We start from the raw sequence: 26317 nt of genomic DNA on the forward strand, positions 1-26317 counted from the left end.
CATGACCAACCCGTTCGAGGACCAGGACGGCACCTTCCTCGTGCTCGTCAACGACGAGAACCAGCACTCGCTCTGGCCGCGGTTCGCCGACGTCCCCGCCGGCTGGACCGTCGCCCACGGCCCCGACACCCACGCCGCCTGCCTGGAGTACGTCGAGCGGTCCTGGACCGACATGCGGCCCAAGAGCCTCGCCGACGCCATGAACGCCCAGCAGTAGCGCGGTACGCAGTGAACCTGACCGAGACCACCACCGGCGGGGCCCGCGACAGCGCGGGCCCCGCCCGGTCCGACGACCTCGCCGCGGCCCTGCTCACGGACGAGGCCCGCCGTGACCCGTACCCGTTCTACGCCCGCATGCGACGCGAGGACCCGGTCCACCGCAGCGCCCAGGGCATCTGGTACCTCACCCGGTACGCCGACGTCGAGGCGGCACTGGGCGACCTGCGGCTCTCCAACGACCGGGACAGGATGACCCGCGCCTACAGCGCGCTCGGCGGCGACCTCAAGGCCTTCAGCCGGCTCACCGACCGGCTCGGCCGGGTGATGAGCAACACCGACCCGCCGGACCACGCCCGGCTGCGCAAGCTGGCGAACCGGGCCTTCACCGCCCGGCGCGTCGAAGCCCTGCGCGACCGCGTCCAGGGAATCGTCGACCGGCTCGTCGACGAGGCGGTCGACGCCGGGCCGACCATGGACCTGATCGAGGCGGTCGCCTCCCCGCTGCCGCTGTCGGTCGTCTGTGCACTCTTCGGCATCCCGCCCGAGGACCTCCCGCAGGTCAGGACCTGGTTCCAGCGCTTCGGCCGGCTGAGCGAGGACATCGACAAGTCCGAGGCGGCGATCGAACAGTACGAGGAGTACCTCGCCCGGCTCGTCCGCCGCCGCCGGGCCGACCCCGGTGACGACCTCATCAGCGCCCTGGTCGCCACCCAGGCCCAGGACGACCGGCTCACCGACTCCGAACTGCTGTCCACCTGCTTCGTCCTGATCACCGCCGGCGACGAGACCACCACCCACCTGGTCGGCAACGGCATGCTCGCCCTGCTGCGCCACCCCGGCCAACTGGCCCGGCTGCGCGCCGACCCGGCGCTGGTCCGCCCCGCCGTCGAGGAGCTCGCCCGCTACGACACGCCGACCCAGGCCATCGTCCGGGTCGTCGCCGAGGACATCACGATTGGAGGCCGGACGCTGCGCGAGGGGGAGCTGGTCTACCTGTTCCTCGCCGCGACCAACCGGGACCCCGAGCGCTTCCAGGACCCCGACGAGCTCGATCTGACCCGCTCCGGCAGCCGGCCCCTCAGCTTCGGCAACGGCCCCCACTTCTGCCTCGGCGGCCCGCTGGCCAAGCTCCAGGCAGAGGTGGCCGTCGGCACGCTGGTCCGCCGGCTGCCGCACCTGCGGCTGGCCGACGGCACGGTCCTCGACTGGCGGCCCAACCCGTTGCAGCGGCGGCTCACCGCACTCCCGCTCACCTATCGATCCATGTGACCCATCCGACCCATGTGCCCCATGAACGACGACGAAGGAGAAGTGACCATGGCGCGAGAGTTCCAGGTCCGCCGGGAACAGGACCTGCCCGCCACACCCGAACGGGTCTGGGACGCGGTCGCCACCGGCACCGGCAACCTCGGCTGGCTGTACCCCATGGAGGTCGAGCCGGGCGTCGGCGGCAGGGTGACGCGCGGCGACAGCACCGTCGTGGCGTGGGAGCCGCCGAGCCACTTCGCGGTCCGGGCGACGCAGGACGGCGGATTCTCCAACACCCTCACCTACCGCGTCGAGCCCGCCGACGGAGGCGCGAGCCGCCTGCGGATGGGGATCCACTGGGTGCACACGGGGGTCGTCGACGACACCTGGGAGTGGGACACCAAGACGGACGCCGCCGAGAAGTACGTCGACTTCTACCAGCACTCCCTCGCCCAGTACCTGAGCCACTTCGCCGGCCGCCCCGCCGTCTACGCCAGGGCCTCCCGCGCCGAACGCACCGACGACCCCGCCGACTTCACCGCGCTGCGCCGACGCCTCGGCCTCGACGACGACTCGGCCGTCGGCGACCGGGTCACACTCGACCTCCCGGGTACGGACGACGGCCCGACGGAGGTGGTCGTGGACTGGCTGGACCCCGACTTCGTCGGCCTGCGAGGACCGGACGCGCTGTACCGCTTCTTCAACGGCAGCTCCTGGAACTGGCCGATCTGGCTGGGCCACCACCTGTTCGCCGAGGACGCGAACGCCGAACCGGCCTCCCAGGCCTGGAACGCCTGGCTCAACGGAGCCTGACCCCGTCACACGACTCGCACGACACAACCCGAAGGACCTCTGGTGGAAACACTGCTCTACGCCGCCGAACTCGTCCGGGAGGACGGCACCTACAAGCTCGTGGTGAAGGACGTGGTGCGGGACACGGTCCAGGTCACCCCGGTTCCCGAGTCCGCGGTGGCGAAGCTCCCGACCTTCTTGTCGGTGCTGAACTGCAAGCTCGGCTCGGCGTCGGCGCGCGGCCGCCGGTAGACCGCGTCCGGCTTCAGCGGGCCGGCCGTCATCGCGGCCGGTCCTCGGGGGCTCCCGCGGCCCGGTCGCCCTTCACGTGCCGCGGAGCCCGGCGGGCCCTGGGCAGGAGGTCGTCGGCGCTGTACGGGAAGTGGCAGGCGGCGCGATGCGGTTGACCGGCCGCGTCCCGCTGCGGGTCCCGTGAGACGCAGAGGTCCCGTCCGGCACGCCGGTCCGGTCCGACCGGGCAGCGCGGATGGAAGCGGCACCCGGCCGGTGGCGACGCGGGGTCGGGCGCCTCACCGGCGAGAGGGGGTTCCCCGGCCGGGCGTGTGCCGGTGTGCAGACTCGGCACGGCGGACAGCAGCGCTCGGGTGTAGGGATGCCGAGGACCGCTCAACAGGCTGCCGGTGGCGGCGGTCTCGACGATCCGGCCGAGGTACATCACGGCGACGACGTCCGACACATGGCGGACGGCGGCGAGGTCATGGCTGATGAACAGCATGGCGAAGCCCATGCGCCGCTGCAGATCCCGGAGCACCGTGAGCATCGCCGCCCGGACCGACATGTCGAGCGCCGAGGTGACCTCGTCGGCGATGAGCACCGCCGGATCGACGGCGAGCGCGCGGGCGACGGCCACGCGTTGGCGCTGGCCGCCCGAGAGCTGCCGCGGCAGCCGGCCGGCGCAGTCGGCGTCCAGGCCGACCAGTTCCAGCAGTTCGCCGACGCGCTGTTCCCGGCCGCGGCGGTCCAGCCGGACGAACGCCCCGGCCGCTTCGGCGATCGACTGCCGGACCGTCATACGCGGGTCCAACGCCGTGTCCGGGTCCTGGAACACCAGTTGGACCTGCCGTCCCAGCCTGCGCCGGTCGGCCGTCCGGCGCCCACCGTACTCCCGCCCTCCCACGGTGATCCGCCCGGCGTGCGGGGGGCCCAGCCCGACGACCGCTCGTGCCAGCGTGGACTTCCCCGACCCGGACTCGCCCACCAGACCGACCGTCGTGCCTTGGGGAACGTCCAGCGACACGCGGTCCACGGCCGTGATCGGGCCGAGCGGTCCGTGATGGTGAACGGTGACGTCGTACAGCGCCAGCCCCGACTCCGTCCTCACTTCTGTGCCTCCTGGGTCTGATGCCGCTCACCGGACGGTGCCGCGGGCGGCGGTTGCCAGCAGGCGACCTCGTGCCGCGGGCCGAGCGGGGACAACACCGGGCTCTCCACCGCGCACCGGTCCAGCCGATGGGGACAGCGGTCCCGGAACGCGCAGCCCGGGGCCGTACCGGACGGATCGGGCGGCCTTCCCTCGATGGCCCGTAGCGGACGGTCGTTCTCCGCGGCCAGGTCCGGGACCGAGGTGACGAGCATCCGCGTGTACGGATGCCGTGCGCCCGTCGCGAGCTCATGGGCGGGAAGGTTCTCCACGATCGTCCCGCCGTACATGACCAGGACCCGGTCGCAGGAGTCGGCCACCAGGGCGACGTCGTGGCTGATGAACAGGATCGCCGTGGCGTCGTCGTGCCGGACCCGGCGGAGCAGGTCCATGATCTGCCGCTGCACGGTCACGTCCAGGGCCGTCGTCGGTTCGTCCGCGATGATGAGGTCGGGGCGCGTCATCGAAGCCGCGGCGATCGCCACTCGCTGGCGCTGACCGCCGGAGAGCTGGAAGGGACGGGCCCGGAGCAACCGGCGCCCGGCGGGCAGTGCGACCCGGTGAAGCTGGGTCAGCGCCTGATCGACGGCCTCGGCACGAGGGGTACCACGGTGTGTGCGCACGGCCTCCGTCATCTGCGTTCCGACGCGCAGCGACGGGTTGAAGGCCGAGGCAGGGTTCTGGAAGACCAACGCCATCCCGGTCGCCAGCTGCCCGCGCCGTTCCTCGCGGGTCAACGACTCGACGTCCGCGCCGAGGAACCGGTGGGTGCCCCAGGTCGCACGGGCGCCGTCCGGCAGCAGGTCGGCGATGGCGAGCGCCGTCAGCGACTTGCCGGAGCCGGACTCGCCGACCAGCCCGAGCATCTCGCCACGCCGCAGGGTGAGGCTGACACCGCGGACGGGCCGGACCACCCCGTCCGCGGTGGGGAGGGCGACCCGCAGATCGTCCACCTCCAGTACGTGGTCCGGGTCTGCCGGGTGGTCGGTGCGCGCCGGCCGAGCCGCGGGCTCCTCCTCCGGCTGAGGGCGGGTTCGTCGTGCGGCGGCTGTGGCCAGCACCTCGCCGAGCAGCTGGAACGCGACCGCGGCGTAGACGATGGCGATGCCGGGCGCCACGGCGGGCAGCGGTTCGGTGTAGATGCGGTTCAGTCCCTGGTTCAGCAGGAGCCCCCAGTCGTACGAGGGGGGCCGCACTCCCAGCCCGAGGAAGCTCAGTCCCGACAGCGCCACGAGCGCCGAGCCGGCGGCGACCGTGACGTTGAGCAACAGCGGCTCGGCGATGTGGGGCAGGACATGGCGCAGCAGGAGCCGGGGACGGCGCAGACCGAGCACGCGTGCCGCGGCCATGAAGTCGGTCCCGGCCACCTGGGCGGCCAGGGTCTGCGTGACCCGGGCGAAGCCCGGGGCGGAGGCGACGGCGAGGGCGACCACCGCACCGCCCGTGCCCGCCCCGGTCAGGGCCGCGAGGAACATCGCGACGAGGATCGCGGGAAAGGCCAGCAGGAGGTTGATCAGCGCTCCCAGCAGGCGGGCGGCACGCCCGCCCACCACGGCAGTGAGCGCACCGAGCGTGATGCCGGCGGCCGCCCCGAGGAGCGTGGCCGTGACGGCCGGCAGCAGGGAGGGCCAGGTCGCCGAGAGCAGCCGGGCGAGCTGGTCGCGCCCGAGATGGTCCGTGCCGAGCGGATGCTCCGAGGTGGACCCGCGCAGCACCGCCGACGGGTCCGGCCGGTCGGCCTCCTGCCCCCACAGCACCACCCCGGCGACGGCCAGGACGGCGAGCGACCCGAGCATCACCAGGGTGATCACGCCCATGGGGGTGGCCCAGCCCGACCGGAACGCGCGCGACCGGCCGCGGGCGGGGGACGGCGAGGACGGGGGAGAGGAGGCCGCGGAGGGAGAGGGCAGCACCATCGGATCACGTCTTCCGGATGACCGAACGGGGGTCGAGCAGCGCGAGGGCGAGATCGACCAGGAAGTTCACCACGAGGACCGACGAGCCGAGCACCAGGACCGACGCCTCGACGACCGCGTAGTCCTGCGCGGCCACGGACTGTGCCATCACCGAACCGATGCCCGGCCAGGCGAACACCTTCTCGACCAGCACGGTCCCCGCGATCAGTGCCGGCAGCAGATTGCCGGTGAACGTCAGCGACGCGGTCAGCGCGTTCGGCGCCACGTGGCACAGGTGGAGCCGGACGGCGGACAGCCGTTTCGCGCGGGCGGTGCGCACGTAGTCCGCGGCGAGGACCTTGAGCGTCTCCACCCGCACGATCCGCAGCAGGACCGCCGTCGGAGCGAGCGCCAGCGCGAGCACGGGCAGCACGTAGGACCGGGGACCGAGGTCGCCGGCGACGGGAAAGAGGGGCAGGGCGACCGACAGTCCCGCGGTGAGACCGGTGGCGAGGACGAAGTCCGGCACGCCCGCCAGGACCGAGGTGGTCGCGGTGAACGCCAGTTCCGTCCGTGGGCGTCGCCCTCCGCGCGTCCACACAGCGGCGAGCATTCCCCCGGGGAGGGCGACGACGAGGACGCAGGCGAAGGCCAGGACGGCGAGCATCAGGGTGGCCGGCAGGCGTGATCCGACCAGCCCGGCCACCGGCTCGCCGGAGACCAGCGAGACCCCTAGGTCGCCGCGGGCGATCCGCGGGAGGTGCTCCCAGTACTGTCGCGGCAGGCTGCGGTCCAGACCGAGTTCGTGCCGCTTCGCCGCCACCAGGTCCGGCGGGGCGTCCATGCCCAGCGCGGCCCGGACCGGGTCCCCGGGGATCAGCCGGATCATTGCGAAGGAAGCGGTGACGACCACGAAGAGCGAGACGACCAGCCGTGCCGCGCGTCGGCAGCAGAACACCACCCACGGGTGGAGCCGGAGTGGGGCACCGAGCCGTGCGGACACGGTCGTCATGGGCGTCTCCTCGACTGGCGGGTCCGAACGGCGCGTCCGCCACGGTCATCTGTGCAGGCGGATGCTGGTCGGCACGATCCGGCCGCCGGGTGCGACGGTGAAGGTCGTCCGGTGGCCGTACACCGTGCTCGTGCCGTCGGCGACGGGCAGCACGTCGGCCGAGCGGAGAAGCGCCGCGGCGGCCCTGTTCCAGTCCGCGCAGCCGGCCGAGTCGGGGGAGCGCAGCGCTCGGGCGACGAAGCGGTCGTAGGCGGGGTTGGTGACATGCGCGAAGTTCAGTTCTCCCGACGACGGCGGGCCGGAGAAGTACGGGACGAGCTGCGCGGGCAGTTGCGGCCCCGGCGAGCTGCCGACCACGACGTCGAAGTCGCCGCTGGTGTACATGGCGTGGACCACCGCGTTGCCGCTCTCGCCGACGAGGTCGACGTCCACGCCCAGCGCCTGCCACGTCACGGCCATGAGTTCCGCGACCGACGGAAGGGTCGAGCCGAAGTCGGCGCTGCTGAGCACCCGCAGACTCAGCGGTCGGCCCCGCTTGACCAGCCTGCCTCGCGCGTTCTTCGTCCAGCCCGCGGCGCGCAGGGCCCGTACGGCGCTGTGCGAGGGCAGGTTCTCCGCGGCCACGTCCGAGTGGCAGAGCGAGTCCGAGGCGGTGAGATGGCGCGCGGGCGTACCGTCGCCACCGATCGCCACATTGGCGAGGCCCTTGCGGTCCAGGGCCGCCACCAGTGCCCGGCGCAGCGCGGGATCGCTCAAGGGCCGGTCGGAGCGCTCGTTGAAGAACGTCAGCCCCACCACGGTCGGCACCTGGGTGGTGGCCAGGCCGTGGCCGGTCAGCCGCGCGCGGTCCGGGCCGGTCACCATGGCGATGTTCACTCCGCCCGTGAGCAGCAGGTTCGCCACGGTGGACTCCTGCGGAACCACCCTCACCACGATCCGCTCCGGCTGCCCCGGAGCCGCGTTGTCCGCTCCCCCCGGCCCCCAGGCGTAACCCCTGCGCCGTGTGAAGACATACGGGCCCCCCGAGGCGTAGTCGCTCAGCACGTACGGGCCGGTGCCCGCCGACCTCCTGCCCAGTGCGCCGGGGTCCGCCAGCCCGGCCGGGCAGACGACGGGCAGGAGGCCGATCGTCCGCACGATGAAGCTGTACGGCGATGCCGTCCGCACCGACACCGCCCGCGTCGCGTCGTCGGCCGACACCGTGAACGGCACACCGGGCAGGGCGGTCCGGGCGCCGACGAGCCGGTTGCCGGGATCGCCGGCATGGCGCAGCGACCGGGCCACCCCGGACGCCGTCAGGGCCGTACCGTCGGAGCAGGTCACTCCCTTGCGCAGGGTGAAAATCGCCGAAGTGGCCCCGGCCCGCCATCTCTCGGCCAGGGACGACACCACACGCCCGTCCCGCGCCACGTCGACCAACGAGTCGTAGGCATAAGGAGCCAGTGAGAGGCCGAACTGCGAGTACGGGTCGAAGCTCGGGATCTCGGAGGCGGTGGCGATGGTGACGGTGCCGCCCACGACCACGGGAGTGCGCACCGATGACACGTCGCCGCGGCAACCGGCCACAAGGGCTGACACGGCGGCCACGGCCACGACCGCCCGAGCCCTGGGAAACGACACGGTTCGGCGGTGCATGGCGTTCATCGTGCCACCGCGATCGACGGCGGCGTCCGGGCTTTTCGGGGCCGGACACGGACGCGCCGGTCGATTTCCCCCGTCCGAGCGACACCGCCCGACATGCGTTCGAGCCGTCGCTCACACATTGTCCGCAGATGGGTTTGTAGAACTGGTTCCACTCGAACGGGTGAAGGTTATGGGGGATTCGCAGCCGTTTGCTCGGAATCCGATAATCTCTTGCGATGGGAGGGTGTGGGTCCGCTGATGCGGAGTTCGTCCATCTCGTCGAATCTCCGACCGATCGCTTCAGTTTCGTCGTGCCCTTCACCGTTGTGTTGTCAATCATCATCTCCTCGACAGAAGAGAAGGATGTTGTGCCATGCTGCCTGTAGTGCCTCCTTTCCTGATCGGTCTGGTCACCGCGTCTCTGGTGAAGCGGGTGGGCAAGCCCTTGGTGCGAGGGATCGTCAAAGCGTCAGTGGGCCTGGGACTCGAGGTCCAGAAGGCCGTCCACGAAGCCGGCGAGGGAATCCAGGACATCGCTGCCGAGGCGAGCGCCGAGATGCGCGCGGTCCACGCTCCACGAGGAGCCGGGCACGACGCCGGCACCCCGGAGGACGGCACCACGGGCCGGGAACAGACCGGCGGTCGGAGCAAGCCCGCCGGTAAGGCCCGTAGCACCGCGTCGGTCGCCACCAAGACGCGCTGAGCCCCCCCCGACCGCCCCTCGGTCCGACACCGGGCTCGTCCGATGGAGTCTTCGCGGGCACGGGCACGGAGACCGGGCCGGGAAAAGGCACGACGAAGACGAAACCCTGATGGAGACAGGCCAGATGTCAGCGACGGGAACCCCCCTGCATTCCGCGGAACTCATGCGGGAAGACGGTCCCTGGAAACAACCCGACGTGACCGACCGCCCGCGCCGCGCAGCGCAGACCCCGAACGTGTCCCGCCGGTTCCGTCAGCGATGACGGGGACCGACGCGAAGAAGTGGTTCCGTGTCCACCGGCGTGCGGCGGACCCCAAGCTCCGACTGCTGTGTTTTCCGCACGCCGGCGGCACGGCACAGCTGTTCCACGGCTGGCCCGCCCTGCTGCCGTCGGACGTCGAGGTGCTGGCCGTGCGGTACCCCGGCCGTCAGGACCGGATCGCGGAAGCCCGCATCGAGGACATGGCCACCCTGGCCGACACGATCGAGACCGCACTGCGGCCCTGGCTCGACCGACCGCTGGCACTCTTCGGGCACAGCATGGGCGCCTGCGTCGCCTACGAGGTGGCCCTGCGGCTGGAGGGCCGCGGCATCGTCCCCGAGCACCTGCTGGTCTCCGCACACGAAGCCCCTCAGTGGCCCAAACGGTCTGACCTGCACGAGGTCGACGACGACACCCTGATCGCCCATGTCCGGCGCCTCGGAGACATGCACTCGGAAGCCTACGACCTCCCGGAACTGCGGGAGTTGTTGCTTCCCACCCTCCGATCGGACTACCGGCTGATCGAGGGGTACCAGCCCTCGGATCCGACTCCGGTCAAGGCACCGATCACCGCGTACGTCGGCCAGGACGACCCGAGTTGCGCGGTCGGTGGCGTCCTCGCCTGGTCCGGCCTCACTGCCCCGGGCTCCTTCGAGCTCCGCCCGTTCACCGGGGACCACTTCTACCTCGTGGCCCGTGAGGCCGAAGTGGTCGCGGACGTGACGGCGCGTCTCGCGCCCGCGAAGGGCACCGGTCCGGTCTGACAGTACAGTGGTCCGGGGCCGGGCGGCCACACCGGCGGGTACGTCATGTACCGGCTGTACGCGCTGGCGCGGGAACAGACGCGCTCGGTCCTGGTGGACCGTCCGGGGTCCGGCTGGAGAGACCCGGGCCCGTTCCCGCGCGCGACGGCGACAGAGGCCGTCGAACTGCTCACGGCGCTGGAGCGGGCAGGTGAGAAGGGGCCCTACGTCTTCGTGGGGCACTCTCGTTCGGAGGGCTGCTCATGGCCAACGCCGCCAGGCGCCGCGGTGAAGCACGTCCCGCGGGCCTGCGCGCACCCGCCGAAATTCGCGGCCCTACGGGGGCGTTGCCCGTCTCGGCACTCAGCGACTGCTTCACGTAGGAAGTGCCGGTTGGCAATCAGGTACTTGCACCCCTCGGGGTCGGAGCCGCCGGTTGGATCAGTGCGGCCTCCCCTCGATCCCCCCACGACAGTCAGCAACACGTCAGCGTGAGTCCTGAAACACCCGGCGCCGGATGACCGCACCTGCCAATGGTTGTATTCTGCGGACATCGCCCTTGACCCGCAGCAGCAGGCAGGGAGCAGACAAATCGGGAGTTTCTCCGTGTTTCGTACCATGTTCAAGTCCAAGATCTAGCGTTTGGGTGTTTTTGCAGGTCAGAGGCTTGATGGCCCCGCTCAGGTCAGCAAACGGTCAGCATCGGGCGCGGGAGCATCCCAGCTTGCTGACCTGGTGGCTGCCACGGCGGGGGCCTGGACACAGGCGCGTGGCTCCCGCTTGGGACGTTCGGTGCGTTACCCGGCAGCTCGTCTGCGGCATGGTCCGGAGTGAGTGGGCTGCGTCGGGGCCGAAGGGACGTGCCTTGTGGATGCCGTCTGCCCCCTCCGGCCGCTACTGCGACCTCGCCCGCCCCGGTCATCTCCGACACCGAGACCGAAGCCGACTCCACTGTGACGGCCCTCCGCGTGACCTAGTGCGTCATGATCACCCGCGCCCGCGAGCGGGGCTGGTCCTGGGTCTGCAGGGCAGCCGGTTGCCGCGCCACCGGAGGGCCTGCGCGGGTAGGCGATGATGTGCTAAGCGTCCACTGGGTGAGATGTCCGAGGGAAGGGCGGTCGGCCGCCCGACCTGTACGTTCGACAGGGGAGCCCCCGTATCCGCCATGCCGTCGCCTCCCAGCAGCGATACTGGATGCATGGACACGACGATCACCGCACCCCGCGCCGAGGTGCTGCGGGACCGCTACCGCAGCCGACTGCCCGAGCGCTTGCAGGAGCTGGCCGGCCCCGTCGAGGGCAACGTGGACCTGCCGCTCCACATCGTCTGGTCCGGGCGGACGAGCTACAGCCTGGACCGTCCGAAGTCCCGCATGACGCTCTACCGGACCGTCCTCGCCGAAGGACTGAGTGAGGACCTGGTGGCCCTCCTGCACCACCAGCTGCTCACCGAGCAGTGGCCCGTGCTGCGGCGCTTGATCAGTCCCTACATCCGCGAGGTCTGGGAGGACGCCTTCCCTGAGCTGCGCCGCACCGCTCTCGCTGACACGACAGCCGCGTGAAGCTCACTCCGCTCCACGAGCGTCTCCTCGCCGACATCCTAGACCTCGGCTCCCCCTACCCTCTGGTCCTCACCGGCGGATACGCCGTGCAGGCCCACGGCCTGGTCGAACGCTTCAGCCGTGACCTCGACGTCGCCACCGAGAACCCCGCTCCGATGCAGGAGATCGTCGCCTCACTCACAGCCGGCCTCAGCGCGCGCGGATGGCGGACCACGCACGTCCAGACCGATCCGCTCAGCGGCCGGTTCCTCGTCACCGATCCGGACACCGGCGAGGAGTGTGAGGTCGACGTCCTCAAGGAGGCGTTCTGGGCTCCGCCTGCCCAGACCCCCTACGGCCCCGTTCTTTCCCTCGACGACGTGATCGGCACCAAGGTCCGTGCCCTCGCCGACCGCGGCACCGTCCGCGACCTCATCGATGTCCAGGCCGCCTCCCGCCACCGCTCTACCGCCGACCTCGAATCCCTGGGCCGCCGTCGCGCCCACGACGAGTTCAGCTTCGAAGACCTCCGGGATCGGCTGATCGGCGCGGACTGGTACGAGGATGAGGACTACACCGCGTACGGGCTCACCTCCCGGCAGATTGAAGAACTCAAGGCGTGGGCGCTGGAGTGGGCGGAGGATCTGAGTGCGCGGATCCATGACGAGAACGCCTGAGAGGTGGTCATCGCGTCCCCTCTACCGCCGTTGCAACGAGAGGATGCCGTGTAGCCGGCAGGTTCCAGCCCGGAGCCGTCAACGGTGGGTGGCTGCCCTGCACGGCGGAGGTGCGGGGCAGCCGAGCGATTCCCCGCAGTGGACTCACGGCGAAACCGTGCTGCGGTAACGGTCAACCACTGTATCCCGCTCCCACTCCCACGTTCAGTCCGGGTTCGACGCTGGAACTCGGTAACGGCCAGCTCGAAGAATTGCTCGGAAGGCTTCCGGCTGGATCCATTGACCACCAGTGCTGACAGCATCGGCTCGGGACCGGTGCTGTCCCTGCGGCAGACGTCTGTCAGCAGAAGCGACAACTTCCAGCGCTGGCTTCCGGCGACCGCCCAGGTCGGCGCGGAGGCCAAAGTTCGGGCAATTGCCTCCCGCTCTCAACCCTGCATTGCGAGTGAGTAAGGCGTTCAGTAGTCAAGGAGAGTGATTCCGCCACATGGAATAGTTCCGGCCGATCGCATCGCTGCCACCGCGGAATGATGCATTCCGCGGTGGTTCAGTAGCCGACTCTCCTAGCGTGATCGCATGAGCGAAGATCGTGCTTTCTCGGTGCGGACTCTCCAGGACTTAGTGTCGAAGGAGACGTGGACAGGACTGATCCGCTACCCGTGCTGGACCTACGCGCCGGCGGAAATCCTCTTGAGACAGGGGACACGAGGGACTCATGTGCTCGCCCTGATCAGTGGAATGGTGAAAGTGGTCCGCACGGACCGCGACGGGCGGCAGCGACTGCTGGCGTTCCGAGGCCCCGGGGAGATCTTGGGGGAGATGGCGCTCCAGCATGGCGGAGAGAGGCTGGCCGATGTGCGAACGATGAGCGAATGCAAAGCATCTGTGGTCCCCGCCGAAGACTTCCACCGCTTTGTGCGTGAATATCAGCTTGCGTATCCACTCGCGACGCTCGCGTCCAGTCGGCTGCGCGAGCAGACCGAAGTCTACGACGGGGCCGTGCACGAACGTCTTGCCGTGGCGCTGCTCCGTCTGGTCAAGGTTTCCGGCGGTGTGCGTTCCTTCGCCCTGACCAGGGAGGAGTTGGCCCAGCACATCGGAGTGAGCCGCGACACCGTCAGCAAGGCCCTGAGGCATCTGGGTCCGGACCAGGTGCAGTTCGCGAGGAACCGCATCCATGTCACCGGTGTGAAAGCCCTGCGGCGGACCCTCGGTCTGCCATCTGACGAGTGACAGTAGCGTGCCCCACGTCACATGTTGTACGCGTTCCTGGGGCGGAGCCTTCGTGCGTCCGCTGTGAAGCTTCGACTGGCTGGCACGTCGAACGCCCATGCCACCGTCCGGCTCCTGACGGCCGGACGGGACTTCACGGAGGAGTGACACATGCGCGAGTTCTTCAGCGAATCGGCCCAGAGCAGCGCTGGGCCTCACACCCGCAGCCGTGCGCTGCCCGCCTATCGGGGGATCCTGGCCGTGGACGCCAAGGGATTCACGGGGCATCCGGCCATCGAGCACGAGGCCATCAGCCGTGCCATTCCCGAACTCCTCAAGACCGCCTTGACCAGGGCGGGTCTTGAGGAGCTCTGGGACGACCGCAAGTTCCCCGCCTCGACCGGCGACGGCTACGTCTTCGGATTCGACCCCGCCCTGATGCCCTTCGTGATCCACCCCCTACTGCTCACCCTCCAGGACGTCCTCACCGACTACAACGTCCTGTCCTACGGCGCCGTACCCATCAGGCTCCGAGCCAGTCTGCACATCGGCCCCCTGCCGGACACCGGCGACGAGTTCAGCGGGAACGGAACGGCGCGAAATGACACGCACCGGCTCCTCGACTGCCACCCCGTCAAGGCCGTGCTCGCCTCGCACAAGGAGAACATCACCCACCTCGCGGCCATCCTCTCCCAGCGCTGCTACGAGGACGCCGTCGCCAGTGGGTACACCGGGCGTCATCCCGACCACTTCGTGGAGGTGGCCGCGACAGTCGACGGTAAGCCATTCGCCCAACAGGCGTGGATCTACGTACCCCAGCCGTCCGGACCGCTGTACGAGGAGGCGGCCCTGGCCGACCCGGCCGCCGAGAGCCCTCTGTGGGAGGATGCCCGTCCGCGGGAGACCGCCGGCACGCAGGGCCCTCCTGTGAGCAACAGCGCTCCCCACGGCAACATCAACACGGGTACGGTGCAGGGCGGGCAGAGCGTGTCGAACCACAACGTCGCCGGTGATCACGTCGAAGGAAGCAAGGCCCATCGCGTCCGAGGTTTCCAGGGCGACCAGGTCCATGGCGACAAGTACCAGGGACGACCGTGACGTCGGACGAAGGGGCGGCGCGCACCGAACTGCCCGGGGCGCCCGAGGTCCCACCCGAGGGCAAGTCACCGCGTACGGAACCGGAGCACGACGTCTACGAGTTGTTCGACGCCATCGGCGGAGCCACCGGTACCCGAGGTCCGTTCGTGTACGCCCCGAACGCAAACCTCAACGCGGGCTCCGTCCACGGTGGTCAACGTGTGTACAACAAGCGGACGGACGACCGGCGGACAGCTCGGGCGGCGAGGGTGCGCGAGGGGCCGATCCCCGAGACCGAGATGCGAGCCGCCGCATTCGGGTTCGCGGAACCAGAATGGTTCGGGAGCGCCTTGAGCGAGCTGGATAGGGGGCTGCTCTTCCTGGCCGGCCGACCGGGATCCGGCCGCCGCACCGCGGCGCTCAACCTGCTGCGTGCGTGCTGTGGGGAAGGGGCCCCGCTGCGGGCCCTGGACAGCGTCACGGAACTGGACCGTTGGCGTCCCACAGACGCCTCGGCGCGCGGCTACCTCGTGGACGGACTGTTCCCGTCCCGGCCGTTCGGGCCCGGCGTGCTCGGTCATGTGCGTTCCCTGCTGAAGAACGCCGGTGCGCGCATGGTGATCGTCCTTCCTGACGACACGGCCCTGCTGCGCCGCCTCGAACAGGACCTGCACGTCACTCCTATCACCTGCCAACCGCCGCCGGCCAGCTCGGTGTTCGGCAGCCGCTTCGAAGCCGTGGTGCCGGACCAGCGAGAGCGGGAGCGGCTGCTGGCCGCACTGGACCGCCACGAGCTGGGAGAACTCCTGGCTCCCGAGCTGGTGCCGGCCGAGGTAGTCGAGCTGGTCACGGCCATTGTGTCGGCCGACGGTGACGCGACGGCTCTCGGCGACCTCGGGGCGCGGCTCAGCCATCGGGTCGAGCAGGAAGTACCGGAATTAATCCGTGAGCTGCGCGACGACCCGGACGCCCTGTCTCTGCTGCTGGCCATCTGTGTCTACGAAGGACTGGGCCACCGGATCGTCAGGGAGGAAGCCGGCCGACTGATGGCGCTGTCCGAGGGGCGTCTGATGGCCGCGCTGCCGGCCACCGATTCGTCGGGCGCCGAGAATACCGAGCGGCCCAACCCGAACTTCGTCTTCCGGCGTTCTCTGACGGAGCTGCTGCATGCCGTCCGTGCCACCCGGCAGACCCGTGAGATCCGCATGGGGGATGACTACGCGCACAGCGTAGAACCGGTCGTCTTCATCAGACACCGACAGGCCGAGGCCGTGCTCAGACACGTATGGCGTGAGTACGGGACGCTGTCGGACCTGCTCGTCAGATGGCTGAGCGAGGTGCATCGCGACAGCGAACTGACCGAGCCGGTGGGCCGGGTCATGGGGAGGGCAGCCAGCTGGGGAGGCGGACGTCGGGCGCTGCGCCACGTCCAGACCCTCGCCGAGTCCGAGCGCACCACCAGCCGCCTCATCGCGGCACACGCCCTCGGCATCGCGGCCGAGGACCCTGTACTGGTTGCAGAGGTGCGCTATCGACTTCATCGCTGGAGTCTGGCGGTCAGCCCGCAGCTGAGGACCACGGTGGCCTACGCATGCGGTGTGGAGTTCGGGCTGTCACGTCCCGATGCCGCCCTGCGACTGCTCAGCACCCTCCTGCAGGGTGTACGGACGCATGACCGGGAGGACGACGGACAGGCCCGGGTCCGCCTGGCAGTGCGGGTGGCGGTCGCCCGCCTGTTCCAGGCGGGCAACGAGAAGAACGTGTTCGACCGTCTTATGCAATGGCTGGGCGAGGAACAGGCCGACACGGAACAAATTCTCTCTTTGTTCGGCCAGTTGGTGCAGGACCCACAATGGTTCCAGCAGCACCTTGCCGGAGGGACCCGCCAAGGGCGGCTGATCGCGGAAGTGATCGGACGGGCACTGAACACCGACAGCTCCTTCGACCTGACCTGCGCCGCCTTGCTGCGATGGGCCGACGGGGGGCGCTGGGACGAGTCGCTGTTCCGCGCGGTGGAGAATCTGTTCACCACTTTGGCCCGATCCATGCAATACGGCGAATTGCGGCTCTTCGTCGAGATGGACCAAGGAGACACCGTCGGCTGGGCCGGGCGGGATATCGCACGGACCGCGCTCGACAGATGGCGCAGCGGCGAACAAGGGGAGGCGGCATGAGTGACGAAAAGGAGGGACGGCATGAGTGACGAATCGGCCGAGCGCCTCTATCTCCGGACGGTCAGACCGCCCTGGCGGGAAATCCTCAGCCACCGCTGGTCCGCCGCGACGGACTGGTCGCTCGTACTCAGGGACTCCGCCGGTGACCATTACGTCCTCGGCCGCTGTGGAGACCCCGAAACCTCCGGCGCACATGTGCCGACGCCCGACGAGGCCGCGGCGCCCGCTCTGGGCGGCAGCTATACCGATGTCTTCCGCGTGGACGTGACCGAGCACGTGGACACCCAGGCCGTCGGCCTGCCCACGGTGTACGGCACGGAATCGGTGGACCTGTGGGTGTCGTGGTGGGTGCACGATCCGGTGCGCGTCGTACGCACGAAGACCCTGCACGGCTGGCATGTGATCCGCACCCATCTCACGCGGGCCCTGCGCTGGCTGGCCGACACACAGACGTGCGCGGGCAACGGGCTCGGGGCTCCGGAGATCATGCAGCATCTCGGTGTGCCGCAGCGCGTGGAGGAAACGGGCCTGAGCTATCGGGTGTTCGACGTCCGGCTTCGGGAGACCGGTGAGGAACTCCTCCTCGGTCGGCCGGACGACGAGGGAGTCTCCTACTCCTGGACGACCAGCCGGCGTGGCGAGTACGAGTTCTGCCTCCAGGCACTCCACTCCGGCCCGGTCTCGCTGGCAGCGCTCTGGCTGCTCAGGCATCCCGATCAGGTCAGGCAGGTGCTGGACTGGTCGGTCGAGCACCAGGACCTCCTGAGCGCGCCGCGCTCCGACTGGCAGGAGGAACTGGCCTCTTTACTCGGCACGCTCTCCGAGCAGGAAAGGAAGGAGATCTCCTACCTTCTGCGTGACCGCATCTCCGCGCTGGGACGTCAGGTTCCCGGTGTGGCCATCTGATCGAAGAAGCCGCATTCGACGGTCGAATACACAAACGGGCACGCTGCTTTCACGGCAGCGTGCCCTTCCCGTTGTGTCCGTGCTCCACGTCCTGCTGCGCACCACGCTCCGCATGGTCCCGAGCATGTGACCACAGCCACTGCCCGTACGCATTTTGAAAGCAGACGGCCATGCCCGGGTGCGGGAGTCTCAGGGGGGCCAGGAATTGACGCAACGAGAACCCCTCGGGCGTCCCGATCGCTCAGAAAGGACGACATGCGAGCAGAGGAATTCCTGAACGAGAACCGTGTGATCCCGTTTGACCGCCGGCGACCGGTACCCCTGACAGAAGGCGACCGCCACGAGGAGCGGGATGCCGCCGAGCACCCGGAAGCCGCTCCCACCACGGTGTTGAACGCCGAGCGAGGGATCATCAACACCGGCACCGTCCATGGCGGCCAACACGTCACCACCATCAAGTTTTCCGGCCGTGCCCGCAGCGGAGCCGACGGTGACGTCTGAGACTCTTCGGACCGACGAACTCGACTCCCTCGTCGTAGCAGCCCTGGCCGCCAGACGGGACATGGTGGTCGTCGCGCCGAACGGTACCGTCAACACCGGCCTGGTGGCGGGAGATCAGCGGCAGATCGTGTCCGCCTCGTCGGACGGTGGTCCTCTCGCGGGACCGATGCGACAGGGGCCCGTGCGGGCGAAGGGCCTGAGGGCGGCGAGGCGCCGTTTCGTGCCGCCCCCCGGCTTCGAGGACGCCCTCGCGGCACTCGACTCCGGTGTCTCCGTGCTCGTCGGAGCACCGGGGACCGGCCGGGAGACACATGCCCTCAACCTGCTGGCCCACGGCAGGGAGGATGCGGCGCTGGTCCAGGTGGACGGGGCCGTCGATCTTACCCGGTGGATGCCGCGCCCGAGAGGAGTGCACGGCTACCTGGTGATGGAACTCGCGGATCCCTTCGCCCTCCGCCCTTGGGACCTCTCCAGGCTGGAAGCACCATTGGCGGAGGCCGGTGCGCGTCTCCTTATCGTGCTGGCGGACGCCCCCGGTCTGCCCACCGCCCTGGAGGACCACCTGGGCACGCCGGTCCTGCGCCACCTGCCGCCGGATCCCCGGAAGGTCTTCGCGGCCCATCTCACGGACCTCTGCCCCGACGAGGACAGGCGCTCACGCTTGCTGCGATCCCTGGGACCGGACCTCTTCGGCGAGTTGCTGCCAATGGAGCTGCCGCCCCGGCATGCGGCACAGGCCGCGGACGTCGTGGCCCGACTGGGGAGCGGTGGCGCCTCCTGCGCCGAGGTGCTGCAGGCCCTGGCCCGGGTGGAGGCCCCGGAACTGGTGGGCCGGGCGCGGGAAAACCCCGTACTCCTTGCCCACCTGCTCTCCCTCAGCGTCTACGGCGGACTCGACCACGGCGTTGTCATGGAGCGGGCGGAGGACCTGCTGGCGTCGGCGGGCGTCGGACCGGAGAGGGAGCCCGCAGAGCGGAGCCCGTTCTGTCAGCAGGCCGTGACGGCCGGTCGGCGGCCCATGACCGAGACCCTGCGTGCCCTGGCGGCGCGACGTACGCGACAGTCAGGGACTGACGCGACGGACGCCACGGACACCCTGTCATTCTTCTGGCCGGCCGTGGGCGACGCGGTGTGGGAGGCCCTTTGCCGTGAGCACACGGACCTGCTGCCCCTGCTGCACCCGTGGCTCGCAGGCACCGGATACGCACCGGACCAGATCGAACGGGCCGGGCGGGCAGCCGCCGCGATGGCCGTGGCGTCCGGCGGGCGGACCCTGGAGTTCCTGCGATCTCTGGCGCTGGCCCAGTGTCCTCCGGCCGTCGAGGTGGCCGCCCGCTGCCTGGGCACGGCCGTCCGCGACGCGGCAGTGGCGGCGAAGGCGGACGACCTACTCGAACAGTGGAGCGCCGCACCGGAAGCGGCCCTGCGGAAAGTGGTCGCGTATGCCTGCCACCCGGACCGCGGCCGCTTCACGGACGGGCAGGCCCTTCGATTGCTGCACAGGCTCATGGAGACGCTGAGCGACGACGCGGACGACGTTGCCGTTGCCACCGCCGTCGCCGAGGCGCTGGTGCAACGCTTCTCGGTGGGCGACTCCCGGACCAGGAGAACCGTCCTGGACAGGTTTCGGGACTGGGCCGGCTCCGACGGTGTCCCGGCCCGGTTGGTGGCCCTCATTTTCCCCGCCATGGCCGGGAAGGACCTCGCATGGTGCCGCGGCCAGATCCTCGCCGGCGCCGAGACGGCCTCCGGCATGGTCCAACTGATCGGCCACGCCCTCGACGAGTCGACCGCCTACCCGTCCATGCGCGACGTCCTCCTGGCCTGGTGCCGCGAAGCCGATGGTGCGTCGCGGCCCGATCCGGCTCTGGAGGAACTGCTCACGCGCCTGGTGGCAGCCCGGCAGCCCGGCTTCCTCCGATGGCTCCTGGCCGTCGAACGCGGCCCGGACGCCATGCCCGGCAAGGAACTGGCGGTGCGCCTGCTGACCGCGTGGCGCAGTAGGACCCCGGCCACCCCAACGGATTGACCAGGAGGAATCGTGTTGCTTCCCCCTCACCCCGGCGTCTTCACCACTGTCGAATGTCAGTGGGCAGGCCGGTATCCGGTGCCCGAGCTGCGGCTCTTTACGGGATCAGAAGGAGCGGGCGTTCCCATCGCCCTGGAGCAGGCCCGGGAGATGCTGTACGACCGCTGCGTGGAACCCGCTGTGCGTAACGCCCTGTGGCACCAGATCGCGGAACGCCTGCGTATGGATGCCGACCGCTCCGACTGGCCGTCGGCAGTGGTGTGGCTGGGCTTGCCAGGTCTCCGCCGCACCGCGTTCAGGATCACCTGGTACTTCCGCGCGGAACGAGAAGACGTCGAGGCTGAACTCGTCGCGTGCTATCTCGAAGCCCTGACGGAGGTCGGGGCACATACCCCGGACCCCGGAGACCGGGTGTTTCGCTCGGCCTGCTCGCGCGCCTGGACCGTGTTCCGCCGAGCCCGCCCGGAAACGGCTGTGGACGACGTGGAAGGTGTCGGAGGCATTCCCCTCGACACGGACACGGACGATCCCTGGCAGGTGGATTACGACCCACCCGCGGGCCGGACCGCGCTCTCGGCCAGTCGCCGGATCACCGTCCCCGCCCACCGTGTGGAAGGCGTGCGGATCGGCGCACTCGCACAGGCCTGGGGCCTGGCCGGCACGGCTGCGGGCACCGCGCACTCGGGCCGGGGCAGGCAGGTCGCGACGATCTCCCTGCGGCGGAGCGGGAGGAAAGGGTGAACGACCACGTGAAGACACCTCTCACCTTCCGCGAGATCTTCAACCTGCCGGTCAGCGTGGACCTCAGGACAGCGGCCAGGGCGTTCGGCATGTGCCTGAGCACCGCCTACAGGCTCGTCGCCCGCGAAGCCTTCCCCTGTGACACGGTCCGGGTCGGCCGGCGCCACCGGGTGCTCACCGTGGATCTGCTGCGCGCCTTGGGCATTGAGGAACGCCCCGTCTTCGCCGACGAGATCGCCGACGGCATAGCGCTCACCCTCTTCGACTGATCTGCTCTCCCATCCGTCGGCCGCCTGTCACCGACGCATCACCCCAGTGAATCTCTCTGAAGGAGGCGCCATGCCTACCTGCCTCGCCATCGGGGCATCGACCATCCCCGCCGACCCGTCCGGCCGATCCGTACCGGACGGGCGACAACGGGCCACGGTCTTCTACGAAGACGTCGTGCGCCCCACGTGTGAACAGCTCGGTCTCACCCTCCTCCGAGCGGACGCACTCACCGATGCCGGGTTGCCCGCGGACCAGTTGCTGCGCCTGCTCACCGAAGTGGACGTCGTCGTGGTGGACCTCAGCGGACACGACGAGGAACTGTCCTTCGGGCTGGGCATGCGACACGCACTCGGTCGGTGCACCGTCCACGTCACCCAGGGATCCGTCACTCCTTCCAGAGCGGGCGGGACTCCTTCCATCGAGCTTGCGTCCCACCCGGACGGCGCGCTCACAGCCCGGCAGCAGCTCACGATGCTACTGATCGATGCCTTACGCGAGGCGGCTGCCGCGGTTGACCCTTCCCGGCCGATGGCGCCAACTCGCGCGGAACCGGCATGCGGGCACGACGACGGGCCCGGCCTGTTCGACCTGGCCGTCGAAGCCGAGGCCCAACTGGAGGCCATTTCGGCGGACATCGCCGACGTGGAATCCGCCTTGTCGGATCTTGGAGCGATGATGGAGCTGATCGCGGAGGACATGGCCCGCGTCAGCCATCCGGGGGCTTCGATGAGCTCGAAGCTGGCGGTGATCAATCGGCTGGCCAAGGCCATCGACGGGCCGGTCGGCGACCTTGAAGCAGCGGCCGAACGCTTCGCGGAGCGCATGGGTGCCGGCGTCGGGGCGTTCGGCGCGTTCCTGGAGTGGGCGGCTGACACGCCGCGCGGTGAATGGCCGGACGGCACGCTGGAGGTTCTCAACCAGGTGGCGACAGCTTCCCCGAACATGCAGACCGTGACGATCGGCTTCCAGGAGGTGATGGCACTGATCGACCTGTTCGGTGCTTCCAGCCGACACCTGCGTGGACCGGCCCGGCGGATCGGTCGGTCTCTTCAGACCATGTTCCGGAGTGTGACCGTGCTCGAGGAGTGGCAAGGCAGGGCCGAGGCGATTAAGCGGGCTTGACCCCCCTCGTCTTCCGCAGTGCCTGAGGGCCGCCTCGGAATCCTCCGGGGTGGCCCTTCCGGTTAGTCGGCCACGGACTTCAATGAGGAGTCACTCACCGTTCGAGGACATGGCCGGCCCGTCTATAGCCCAGTTCGAGCGCCCTTGCGCGTTGTTAGAAGAAGCCCAACTTCTTCGGCGACCGCCGACGGAGACCGAAGTGGCGTCGGAGTGGACCTGGAAGATGATCCCGACGGCCACGGAGTTGCTGACGAGGGAACGCAGTGGGTCGCGAGCGAGGCGGGCGATGCTCGGTGCAGGTGCGCGGCTGAAGAGCCCTGCGGTTACTGCGACGCGGCGGGCTGTGCTTGTGCCGCCGCGATGCGTGCGGATCCTCTGAGGCCAGGCAGCTTGGCATTCCGGTGCCCAGCCGGTCAAGGCGCTCCTTCAGACGCTCGACATCGACTGGACCGAAGCACGCCGAAATTTCCGTCAATCGTGCCCATCATCCTGGCGCGGCGTCAGGAAAGTCAGCAACGGGTCAGTGTGAGTCCTTCAACATCTGGCGACAGCTGACCAGACACGCCAATCGATGTACCCTCCGGACGACGCCCTTGACCTGCAGAAGCAGGCAGGGAGCAGACGAATCGGGAGTTTCTTCGTGTTTCGTACAGTATTCAAGTCCAAGATCCACCGTGCCACCGTCACCCAGGCCGACCTGCACTACGTCGGCTCGGTGACCATCGACGCCGATCTGCTGGATGCCGCCGATCTGCTGCCCGGCGAGCTTGTGCACATCGTGGACATCACCAACGGTGCCCGGCTGGAGACGTACGTCATCGAGGGCGAGCGCGGTTCCGGCGTGATCGGGATCAACGGGGCCGCGGCGCATCTCGTGCACCCCGGCGACCTGGTGATCCTCATCAGCTACGCCCAGGTCACCGACGCCGAGGCGCGGTCGCTGAAGCCGCGGGTCGTGCATGTGGACGGCGAGAACCGTATCGTCGCCCTGGGTGCCGACGCGTCCGAGCCGGTGCCGGGCTCGGACCAGGAGCGCAGCCCGCAGGCCGTGTCGGCCTGACGTGACCGAACCCGCGCGGACGAGGAGCGTGGCCGTGAGCGACATCGAGATCCGGGACGAGCGGGCGGCGGGCCGTCTGGAGGCGGTCGCAGGCGGCGAGGTCGTCGGCCGCATCGAGTACTTCGTGCTGGACGCCCCCGGGCGCGCCCTCGTCCCCGTGCACACCGTCGTCGAGCCGGCCCGCGAGGGGCAGGGCATCGCGGGTTCGCTGGCGCGTGAGCTGTATTCCGTCGCGCGGCGCGAGGGCGTCGCTGTCGCCCCCCTGTGTTCGTATGTCGTGAGGTGGGCCGAGCGTCATCCGGACGAGGCGCCCGCGGCCGGTCCCGAGCTGCTGCGCGCGGCGCGGGAGTGGCTCGTGGCGCATCCCGCACGCTTCTGACCCGAGGGGGGACACGTGCTGGCGCTGCTGCACACCTCGCCCGTTCATGTTCCGGTCTTCGACGCCCTGCGTGACGAGGCGCATCCAGGGCTGGAACTGCGGCATCACGTCGACGCCGAGCTGCTGGACCGGGCGCGGCGCGAGGGGCCGGAGGCGGTGACGGAGGATGTCCGGGCTCGGTTGCGGCAGGCCGTCGCCGAGGGCGCGCGGGCCGTACTGTGCACCTGTTCGACCATCGGCGCCGTCGCCGAGGCGGCAGCCCACGGGGCAGGGGTGCCGGTGCTGCGGGTCGACCGGCCGATGGCCGCCGCCGCGGTGGCCGCCGGTCCGCGCGTCGTCGTCCTCGCCGCCCTGGAGAGCACGCTCACGCCGACGGTGGCCCTGATCGGGGAGGAGGCTCGGCGGGCCGGCCGCTCCGTCGAGGTCCGTACCCTTCTGGTCGACGGCGCCTGGCCGCGGTTCGAGGCCGGCGACACCGAGGGCTACCTGCGGCTGGTGGCCGAGGCGGCCGACGCCGTCACCCATGCCGACGCGATCGTCCTGGCGCAGGCCTCCATGGCGCCGGCCCGGGAGTCGGCCAGGGCCGCGGTCCCGGTACTGGCCAGCCCCGCGCCGGGACTGGCCGCCGGGGCGGCAGCGGCGCGCCTCGGGTAGTCGCCCGTGCTGCCCGCGCCGCCCGGCACGGTGGGCCACCTGGGCCCGGGCGTTCCCGCGGAGGGGTGAGTGGGGATGCCGCGGTCGGGTAGGCGGGGGACAAGTCCAGAGCCGATGTCGACCGACTGGCCGGAGGACAGCGCCATGACGAACCCGTACCCGGATCCCGTCCCACCGGGACCGACTCCGGGGCCCGCCCCAGGGCCGGACCCGGAACCGCACCCGGTGCCGCCCCCGGGGCCCGCCCCCACACCCTCTCCGCCGCCCGGGCCGGAACCGACGCCTCCGGGCCCCGGGCCCGAACCCACACCTCAGCCTCCGGGACCAGGCCCGCAGCCGACCCCGCCGCCTCCGCACCCGGGTCCCCCCGAGCCCTCCCCGTCGCCGATCCCGCCGGGGCCGGAGCCGGTGCCCGACCCGGAACCGGGGCCGCCGCTCACCTGATCCACCGTCCCTGCCCGGTCACCCGCGTGTACGACTACGCGGTGACCTCGGACCGGTCCCCGCCCCACAGCGTGTGGAACGCACCGTCCCGGTCGGTCCGCCGGTACGTGTGCGCCCCGAAGAAGTCCCGTTGGCCCTGCGTCAGCGCGGCGGGCAGCCGCTCCGCGCGCAGGGCGTCGTAGTAGGCGAGGGCCGCGGCGAAGCCGGGTGTCGGCACGCCCTGACGGGTCGCGGCGACGAGGACCTCGCGCCAGTCGTCCTGGGTGTCGGCGATCTCCCGCGCGAACGTCTCGTCCGACAGCAGGCTCGGCAGGTCCGGCCGGGCGTCGTACGCGGCGCGGATGCGGTCGAGGAAGGCCGCGCGGATGATGCAGCCGCCGCGCCACAGTGCGGAGACCGCGCCCAGGTCGATGTCCCAGTCGTACTCCTCGCTGCCCGCCGCGATCTCGTGGAAGCCCTGCGTGTACGACACGATCTTCGACGCGTACAGCGCCTGCTCCACCCGGTCGGCGAAGGCACCCGCCTCCGCCTCGCCCAGCGGCGACGCCTTCGGACCCGCCAGGCCGCGTGAGGCGTCCCGCAGGGCCGCGTGCCCGGACAGCGAGCGGGCGAAGACCGCCTCCGCGATGCCGGACACCGGGACGCCCAGATCCAGTGCGATCTGCACCGTCCAGCGGCCCGTGCCCTTCTGCTCCGCCTGATCGACCACCACGTCCACGAACGGCTTGCCCGTCGCCCCGTCCACGTGCGACAGGACCTCCGCCGTGATCTCGATCAGGTACGAGTCCAGGCGACCGGTGTTCCAGGTGCGGAAGATGTCCGCGATCTGTGCGGGGGAGTACCCGGCGACATCGCGCAGGAGCTGGTACGCCTCGCCGATCAGCTGCATGTCGGCGTACTCGATGCCGTTGTGCACCATCTTCACGAAGTGCCCGGCGCCGTCGGGGCCGACGTGAGTCACGCAGGGCGCTCCGTCCGCCGCCTTCGCGGAGATCTTCTCCAGCATGGGGCCGAGCGATGCGTACGACTCCTTCGAGCCGCCCGGCATGATGCTCGGGCCGTTGAGCGCGCCCTCCTCGCCGCCCGAGATGCCGGTGCCGACGAAGTGGATGCCCTGCTCGCGCAGCTCGCGTTCCCGGCGCCGGGTGTCCGCGAAGTGGGCGTTGCCGCCGTCGATGATCATGTCACCGGGCTCCAGCAGCGGGGCGAACTCCTGGATCACCGCGTCGGTCGGGTCGCCGGCCTTCACCATGATCACCAGGCGCCGCGGCCGCTCCAGCGCCGCCACGAATTCCTTGGCGGTCTCGGCCGCGACGAAGTCGCCCTCGCTCCCGAACTCCTCCACCAGCGCGTGCGTGCGCGACGCGGTCCGGTTGTGCACCGCGACCGTGTAGCCGTTGCGGGCGAAGTTGCGGGCGAGGTTGCGGCCCATGACCGCGAGACCCGTGACGCCGATCTGCGCTGTAGTGCTCATTGGGTTGGCTCCTAGTGACCTTGGTGTCTGTGGTGCCCTGTGTCTGTGGTGCCGGTCGTGTCCGCCAGTATCGCCGGTTTCGCCGCTCGACCATCCTGACGTGCCGGTACGCCGGTCGCACTTCCTGGCCCGGCGGTCTCCAGTACGCACGGGAGAGGCCCGCCGCCTCAGTGGGTGAA

The 26317-nt window shown here is 70.2% G+C and carries 25 protein-coding genes; 20 read left to right on the forward strand and 5 right to left on the reverse strand.

Annotated features, from left to right (window positions below; translation table 11 throughout):
* Position 1: 1 nt before the first annotated feature.
* Genes ACH4NX_RS00590 through ACH4NX_RS00605 form a run of 4 tightly spaced genes read left to right on the forward strand, consistent with a single transcriptional unit; the run spans position 2 to position 2511 of the window.
* The gene (locus ACH4NX_RS00590) at positions 2-217 is read left to right on the forward strand and encodes an MbtH family protein (protein WP_351394539.1); all 216 of its coding nucleotides are present in this window, start codon (positions 2-4) and stop codon (positions 215-217) included.
* A gap of 11 nt (positions 218-228) precedes the next feature.
* A complete protein-coding gene (locus ACH4NX_RS00595; protein WP_398127234.1) occupies positions 229-1488 on the forward strand; it encodes a cytochrome P450 in 1260 nt (419 codons plus the stop codon).
* 48 nt (positions 1489-1536) lie between these two features.
* Positions 1537-2280 (forward strand): SRPBCC family protein, encoded by a 744-nt coding sequence (locus tag ACH4NX_RS00600; protein ID WP_351394542.1) that lies wholly within the window; start codon positions 1537-1539, stop codon positions 2278-2280.
* A gap of 42 nt (positions 2281-2322) precedes the next feature.
* Positions 2323-2511, forward strand: coding sequence for a hypothetical protein (locus ACH4NX_RS00605; RefSeq protein WP_398127235.1), 189 nt, complete (start codon positions 2323-2325; stop codon positions 2509-2511).
* A 28-nt stretch (positions 2512-2539) separates the two neighbouring features.
* On the opposite strand, the gene ACH4NX_RS00610 is transcribed toward ACH4NX_RS00605, so the two are convergent.
* The 4 genes from ACH4NX_RS00610 to ACH4NX_RS00625 form a co-directional block, all read right to left on the reverse strand.
* Positions 2540-3601 carry an oligopeptide/dipeptide ABC transporter ATP-binding protein gene (locus ACH4NX_RS00610; RefSeq protein ID WP_398127236.1) on the reverse strand — a complete coding sequence of 354 codons (1062 nt, stop codon included), beginning with the start codon at positions 3599-3601 and terminating at the stop codon, positions 2540-2542.
* A complete protein-coding gene (locus ACH4NX_RS00615; protein ID WP_398127237.1) occupies positions 3598-5457 on the reverse strand; it encodes a dipeptide/oligopeptide/nickel ABC transporter permease/ATP-binding protein in 1860 nt (619 codons plus the stop codon). Before ACH4NX_RS00615 ends, ACH4NX_RS00610 begins: the two co-directional genes overlap by 4 nt.
* Positions 5458-5560: 103 nt before the next feature.
* The gene (locus tag ACH4NX_RS00620; protein ID WP_351394550.1) at positions 5561-6547 is read right to left on the reverse strand and encodes an ABC transporter permease; all 987 of its coding nucleotides are present in this window, start codon (positions 6545-6547) and stop codon (positions 5561-5563) included.
* 45 nt (positions 6548-6592) lie between these two features.
* Positions 6593-8083, reverse strand: a complete 1491-nt coding sequence (locus tag ACH4NX_RS00625) for an ABC transporter substrate-binding protein (protein ID WP_398127238.1) — start codon at positions 8081-8083, stop codon at positions 6593-6595.
* A 460-nt stretch (positions 8084-8543) separates the two neighbouring features.
* Between ACH4NX_RS00625 and ACH4NX_RS00630 the strand changes: the two genes are divergently transcribed.
* The 16 genes from ACH4NX_RS00630 to ACH4NX_RS00705 all read left to right on the forward strand — a co-directional run bounded on the left by ACH4NX_RS00630 (position 8544) and on the right by ACH4NX_RS00705 (position 24220).
* Positions 8544-8873 (forward strand): DUF5132 domain-containing protein, encoded by a 330-nt coding sequence (locus tag ACH4NX_RS00630; protein ID WP_351394553.1) that lies wholly within the window; start codon positions 8544-8546, stop codon positions 8871-8873.
* Positions 8874-9131: 258 nt separating this feature from the next.
* Entirely contained in the window at positions 9132-9899 is a 768-nt protein-coding gene (locus ACH4NX_RS00635; RefSeq protein ID WP_351394555.1) for an alpha/beta fold hydrolase, read from the forward strand.
* 1177 nt (positions 9900-11076) lie between these two features.
* Positions 11077-11439 carry a hypothetical protein gene (locus ACH4NX_RS00640; RefSeq protein ID WP_398127239.1) on the forward strand — a complete coding sequence of 121 codons (363 nt, stop codon included), beginning with the start codon at positions 11077-11079 and terminating at the stop codon, positions 11437-11439.
* Complete coding sequence (locus ACH4NX_RS00645; protein WP_398127240.1) at positions 11436-12095, forward strand: nucleotidyl transferase AbiEii/AbiGii toxin family protein; 660 nt, start codon at positions 11436-11438, stop codon at positions 12093-12095. Before ACH4NX_RS00640 ends, ACH4NX_RS00645 begins: the two co-directional genes overlap by 4 nt.
* 576 nt (positions 12096-12671) lie before the next feature.
* On the forward strand, positions 12672-13328 hold the full coding sequence (locus tag ACH4NX_RS00650; RefSeq protein WP_398127241.1) for a Crp/Fnr family transcriptional regulator: 657 nt from the start codon (positions 12672-12674) through the stop codon (positions 13326-13328).
* Positions 13329-13478: 150 nt separating this feature from the next.
* A complete protein-coding gene (locus ACH4NX_RS00655; RefSeq protein ID WP_398127242.1) occupies positions 13479-14405 on the forward strand; it encodes a hypothetical protein in 927 nt (308 codons plus the stop codon).
* Entirely contained in the window at positions 14402-16558 is a 2157-nt protein-coding gene (locus ACH4NX_RS00660; protein WP_398127243.1) for a hypothetical protein, read from the forward strand. The genes ACH4NX_RS00655 and ACH4NX_RS00660 overlap by 4 nt, the downstream gene beginning before the upstream one ends.
* Positions 16559-16579: 21 nt before the next feature.
* Complete coding sequence (locus tag ACH4NX_RS00665; protein ID WP_398127244.1) at positions 16580-17464, forward strand: hypothetical protein; 885 nt, start codon at positions 16580-16582, stop codon at positions 17462-17464.
* Between the two features lie 255 nt (positions 17465-17719).
* Positions 17720-17965 carry an S-type pyocin domain-containing protein gene (locus tag ACH4NX_RS00670; RefSeq protein ID WP_398127245.1) on the forward strand — a complete coding sequence of 82 codons (246 nt, stop codon included), beginning with the start codon at positions 17720-17722 and terminating at the stop codon, positions 17963-17965.
* Positions 17955-19994, forward strand: a complete 2040-nt coding sequence (locus ACH4NX_RS00675) for a hypothetical protein (RefSeq protein WP_398127246.1) — start codon at positions 17955-17957, stop codon at positions 19992-19994. The genes ACH4NX_RS00670 and ACH4NX_RS00675 overlap by 11 nt, the downstream gene beginning before the upstream one ends.
* A 12-nt stretch (positions 19995-20006) precedes the next feature.
* Positions 20007-20735 carry a hypothetical protein gene (locus ACH4NX_RS00680; protein WP_398127247.1) on the forward strand — a complete coding sequence of 243 codons (729 nt, stop codon included), beginning with the start codon at positions 20007-20009 and terminating at the stop codon, positions 20733-20735.
* Positions 20732-21004 (forward strand): DNA-binding protein, encoded by a 273-nt coding sequence (locus ACH4NX_RS00685; protein ID WP_398127248.1) that lies wholly within the window; start codon positions 20732-20734, stop codon positions 21002-21004. The genes ACH4NX_RS00680 and ACH4NX_RS00685 overlap by 4 nt, the downstream gene beginning before the upstream one ends.
* Before the next feature lie 70 nt (positions 21005-21074).
* Entirely contained in the window at positions 21075-22127 is a 1053-nt protein-coding gene (locus ACH4NX_RS00690; protein WP_398127249.1) for a hypothetical protein, read from the forward strand.
* A 640-nt stretch (positions 22128-22767) separates the two neighbouring features.
* Complete coding sequence (panD, locus tag ACH4NX_RS00695; protein WP_398127250.1) at positions 22768-23187, forward strand: aspartate 1-decarboxylase; 420 nt, start codon at positions 22768-22770, stop codon at positions 23185-23187.
* Positions 23188-23221: 34 nt separating this feature from the next.
* A complete protein-coding gene (locus ACH4NX_RS00700) occupies positions 23222-23566 on the forward strand; it encodes a GNAT family N-acetyltransferase (protein ID WP_351394558.1) in 345 nt (114 codons plus the stop codon).
* A gap of 15 nt (positions 23567-23581) precedes the next feature.
* A complete protein-coding gene (locus tag ACH4NX_RS00705; protein WP_398127251.1) occupies positions 23582-24220 on the forward strand; it encodes an aspartate/glutamate racemase family protein in 639 nt (212 codons plus the stop codon).
* Positions 24221-24698: 478 nt separating this feature from the next.
* Here ACH4NX_RS00705 and gndA read toward each other — a convergent pair whose 3' ends face one another.
* Positions 24699-26138 (reverse strand): NADP-dependent phosphogluconate dehydrogenase, encoded by a 1440-nt coding sequence (gene gndA, locus ACH4NX_RS00710; protein ID WP_351394560.1) that lies wholly within the window; start codon positions 26136-26138, stop codon positions 24699-24701.
* Between the last annotated feature and the right edge of the window lie 179 nt (positions 26139-26317).

The sequence above is a fragment of the Streptomyces sp. NPDC017225 genome (assembly GCF_044331465.1).
Lineage (GTDB): Bacteria > Actinomycetota > Actinomycetes > Streptomycetales > Streptomycetaceae > Streptomyces.

Coding starts and splice junctions, on each gene's coding strand:
- ACH4NX_RS00650 (WP_398127241.1), top strand. CDS start 12,672: ATGAGCGAAGATCGTGCTTTCTCGGTGCGGACTCTCCAGGACTTAGTG.
- gndA (WP_351394560.1), bottom strand. CDS start 26,138: ATGAGCACTACAGCGCAGATCGGCGTCACGGGTCTCGCGGTCATGGGC.
- ACH4NX_RS00690 (WP_398127249.1), top strand. CDS start 21,075: ATGCCTACCTGCCTCGCCATCGGGGCATCGACCATCCCCGCCGACCCG.
- ACH4NX_RS00630 (WP_351394553.1), top strand. CDS start 8,544: ATGCTGCCTGTAGTGCCTCCTTTCCTGATCGGTCTGGTCACCGCGTCT.
- ACH4NX_RS00615 (WP_398127237.1), bottom strand. CDS start 5,457: ATGGGCGTGATCACCCTGGTGATGCTCGGGTCGCTCGCCGTCCTGGCC.
- ACH4NX_RS00620 (WP_351394550.1), bottom strand. CDS start 6,547: ATGACGACCGTGTCCGCACGGCTCGGTGCCCCACTCCGGCTCCACCCG.
- ACH4NX_RS00655 (WP_398127242.1), top strand. CDS start 13,479: ATGCGCGAGTTCTTCAGCGAATCGGCCCAGAGCAGCGCTGGGCCTCAC.
- ACH4NX_RS00665 (WP_398127244.1), top strand. CDS start 16,580: ATGAGTGACGAATCGGCCGAGCGCCTCTATCTCCGGACGGTCAGACCG.
- ACH4NX_RS00640 (WP_398127239.1), top strand. CDS start 11,077: ATGGACACGACGATCACCGCACCCCGCGCCGAGGTGCTGCGGGACCGC.
- ACH4NX_RS00600 (WP_351394542.1), top strand. CDS start 1,537: ATGGCGCGAGAGTTCCAGGTCCGCCGGGAACAGGACCTGCCCGCCACA.
- ACH4NX_RS00635 (WP_351394555.1), top strand. CDS start 9,132: ATGACGGGGACCGACGCGAAGAAGTGGTTCCGTGTCCACCGGCGTGCG.
- ACH4NX_RS00590 (WP_351394539.1), top strand. CDS start 2: ATGACCAACCCGTTCGAGGACCAGGACGGCACCTTCCTCGTGCTCGTC.
- ACH4NX_RS00670 (WP_398127245.1), top strand. CDS start 17,720: ATGCGAGCAGAGGAATTCCTGAACGAGAACCGTGTGATCCCGTTTGAC.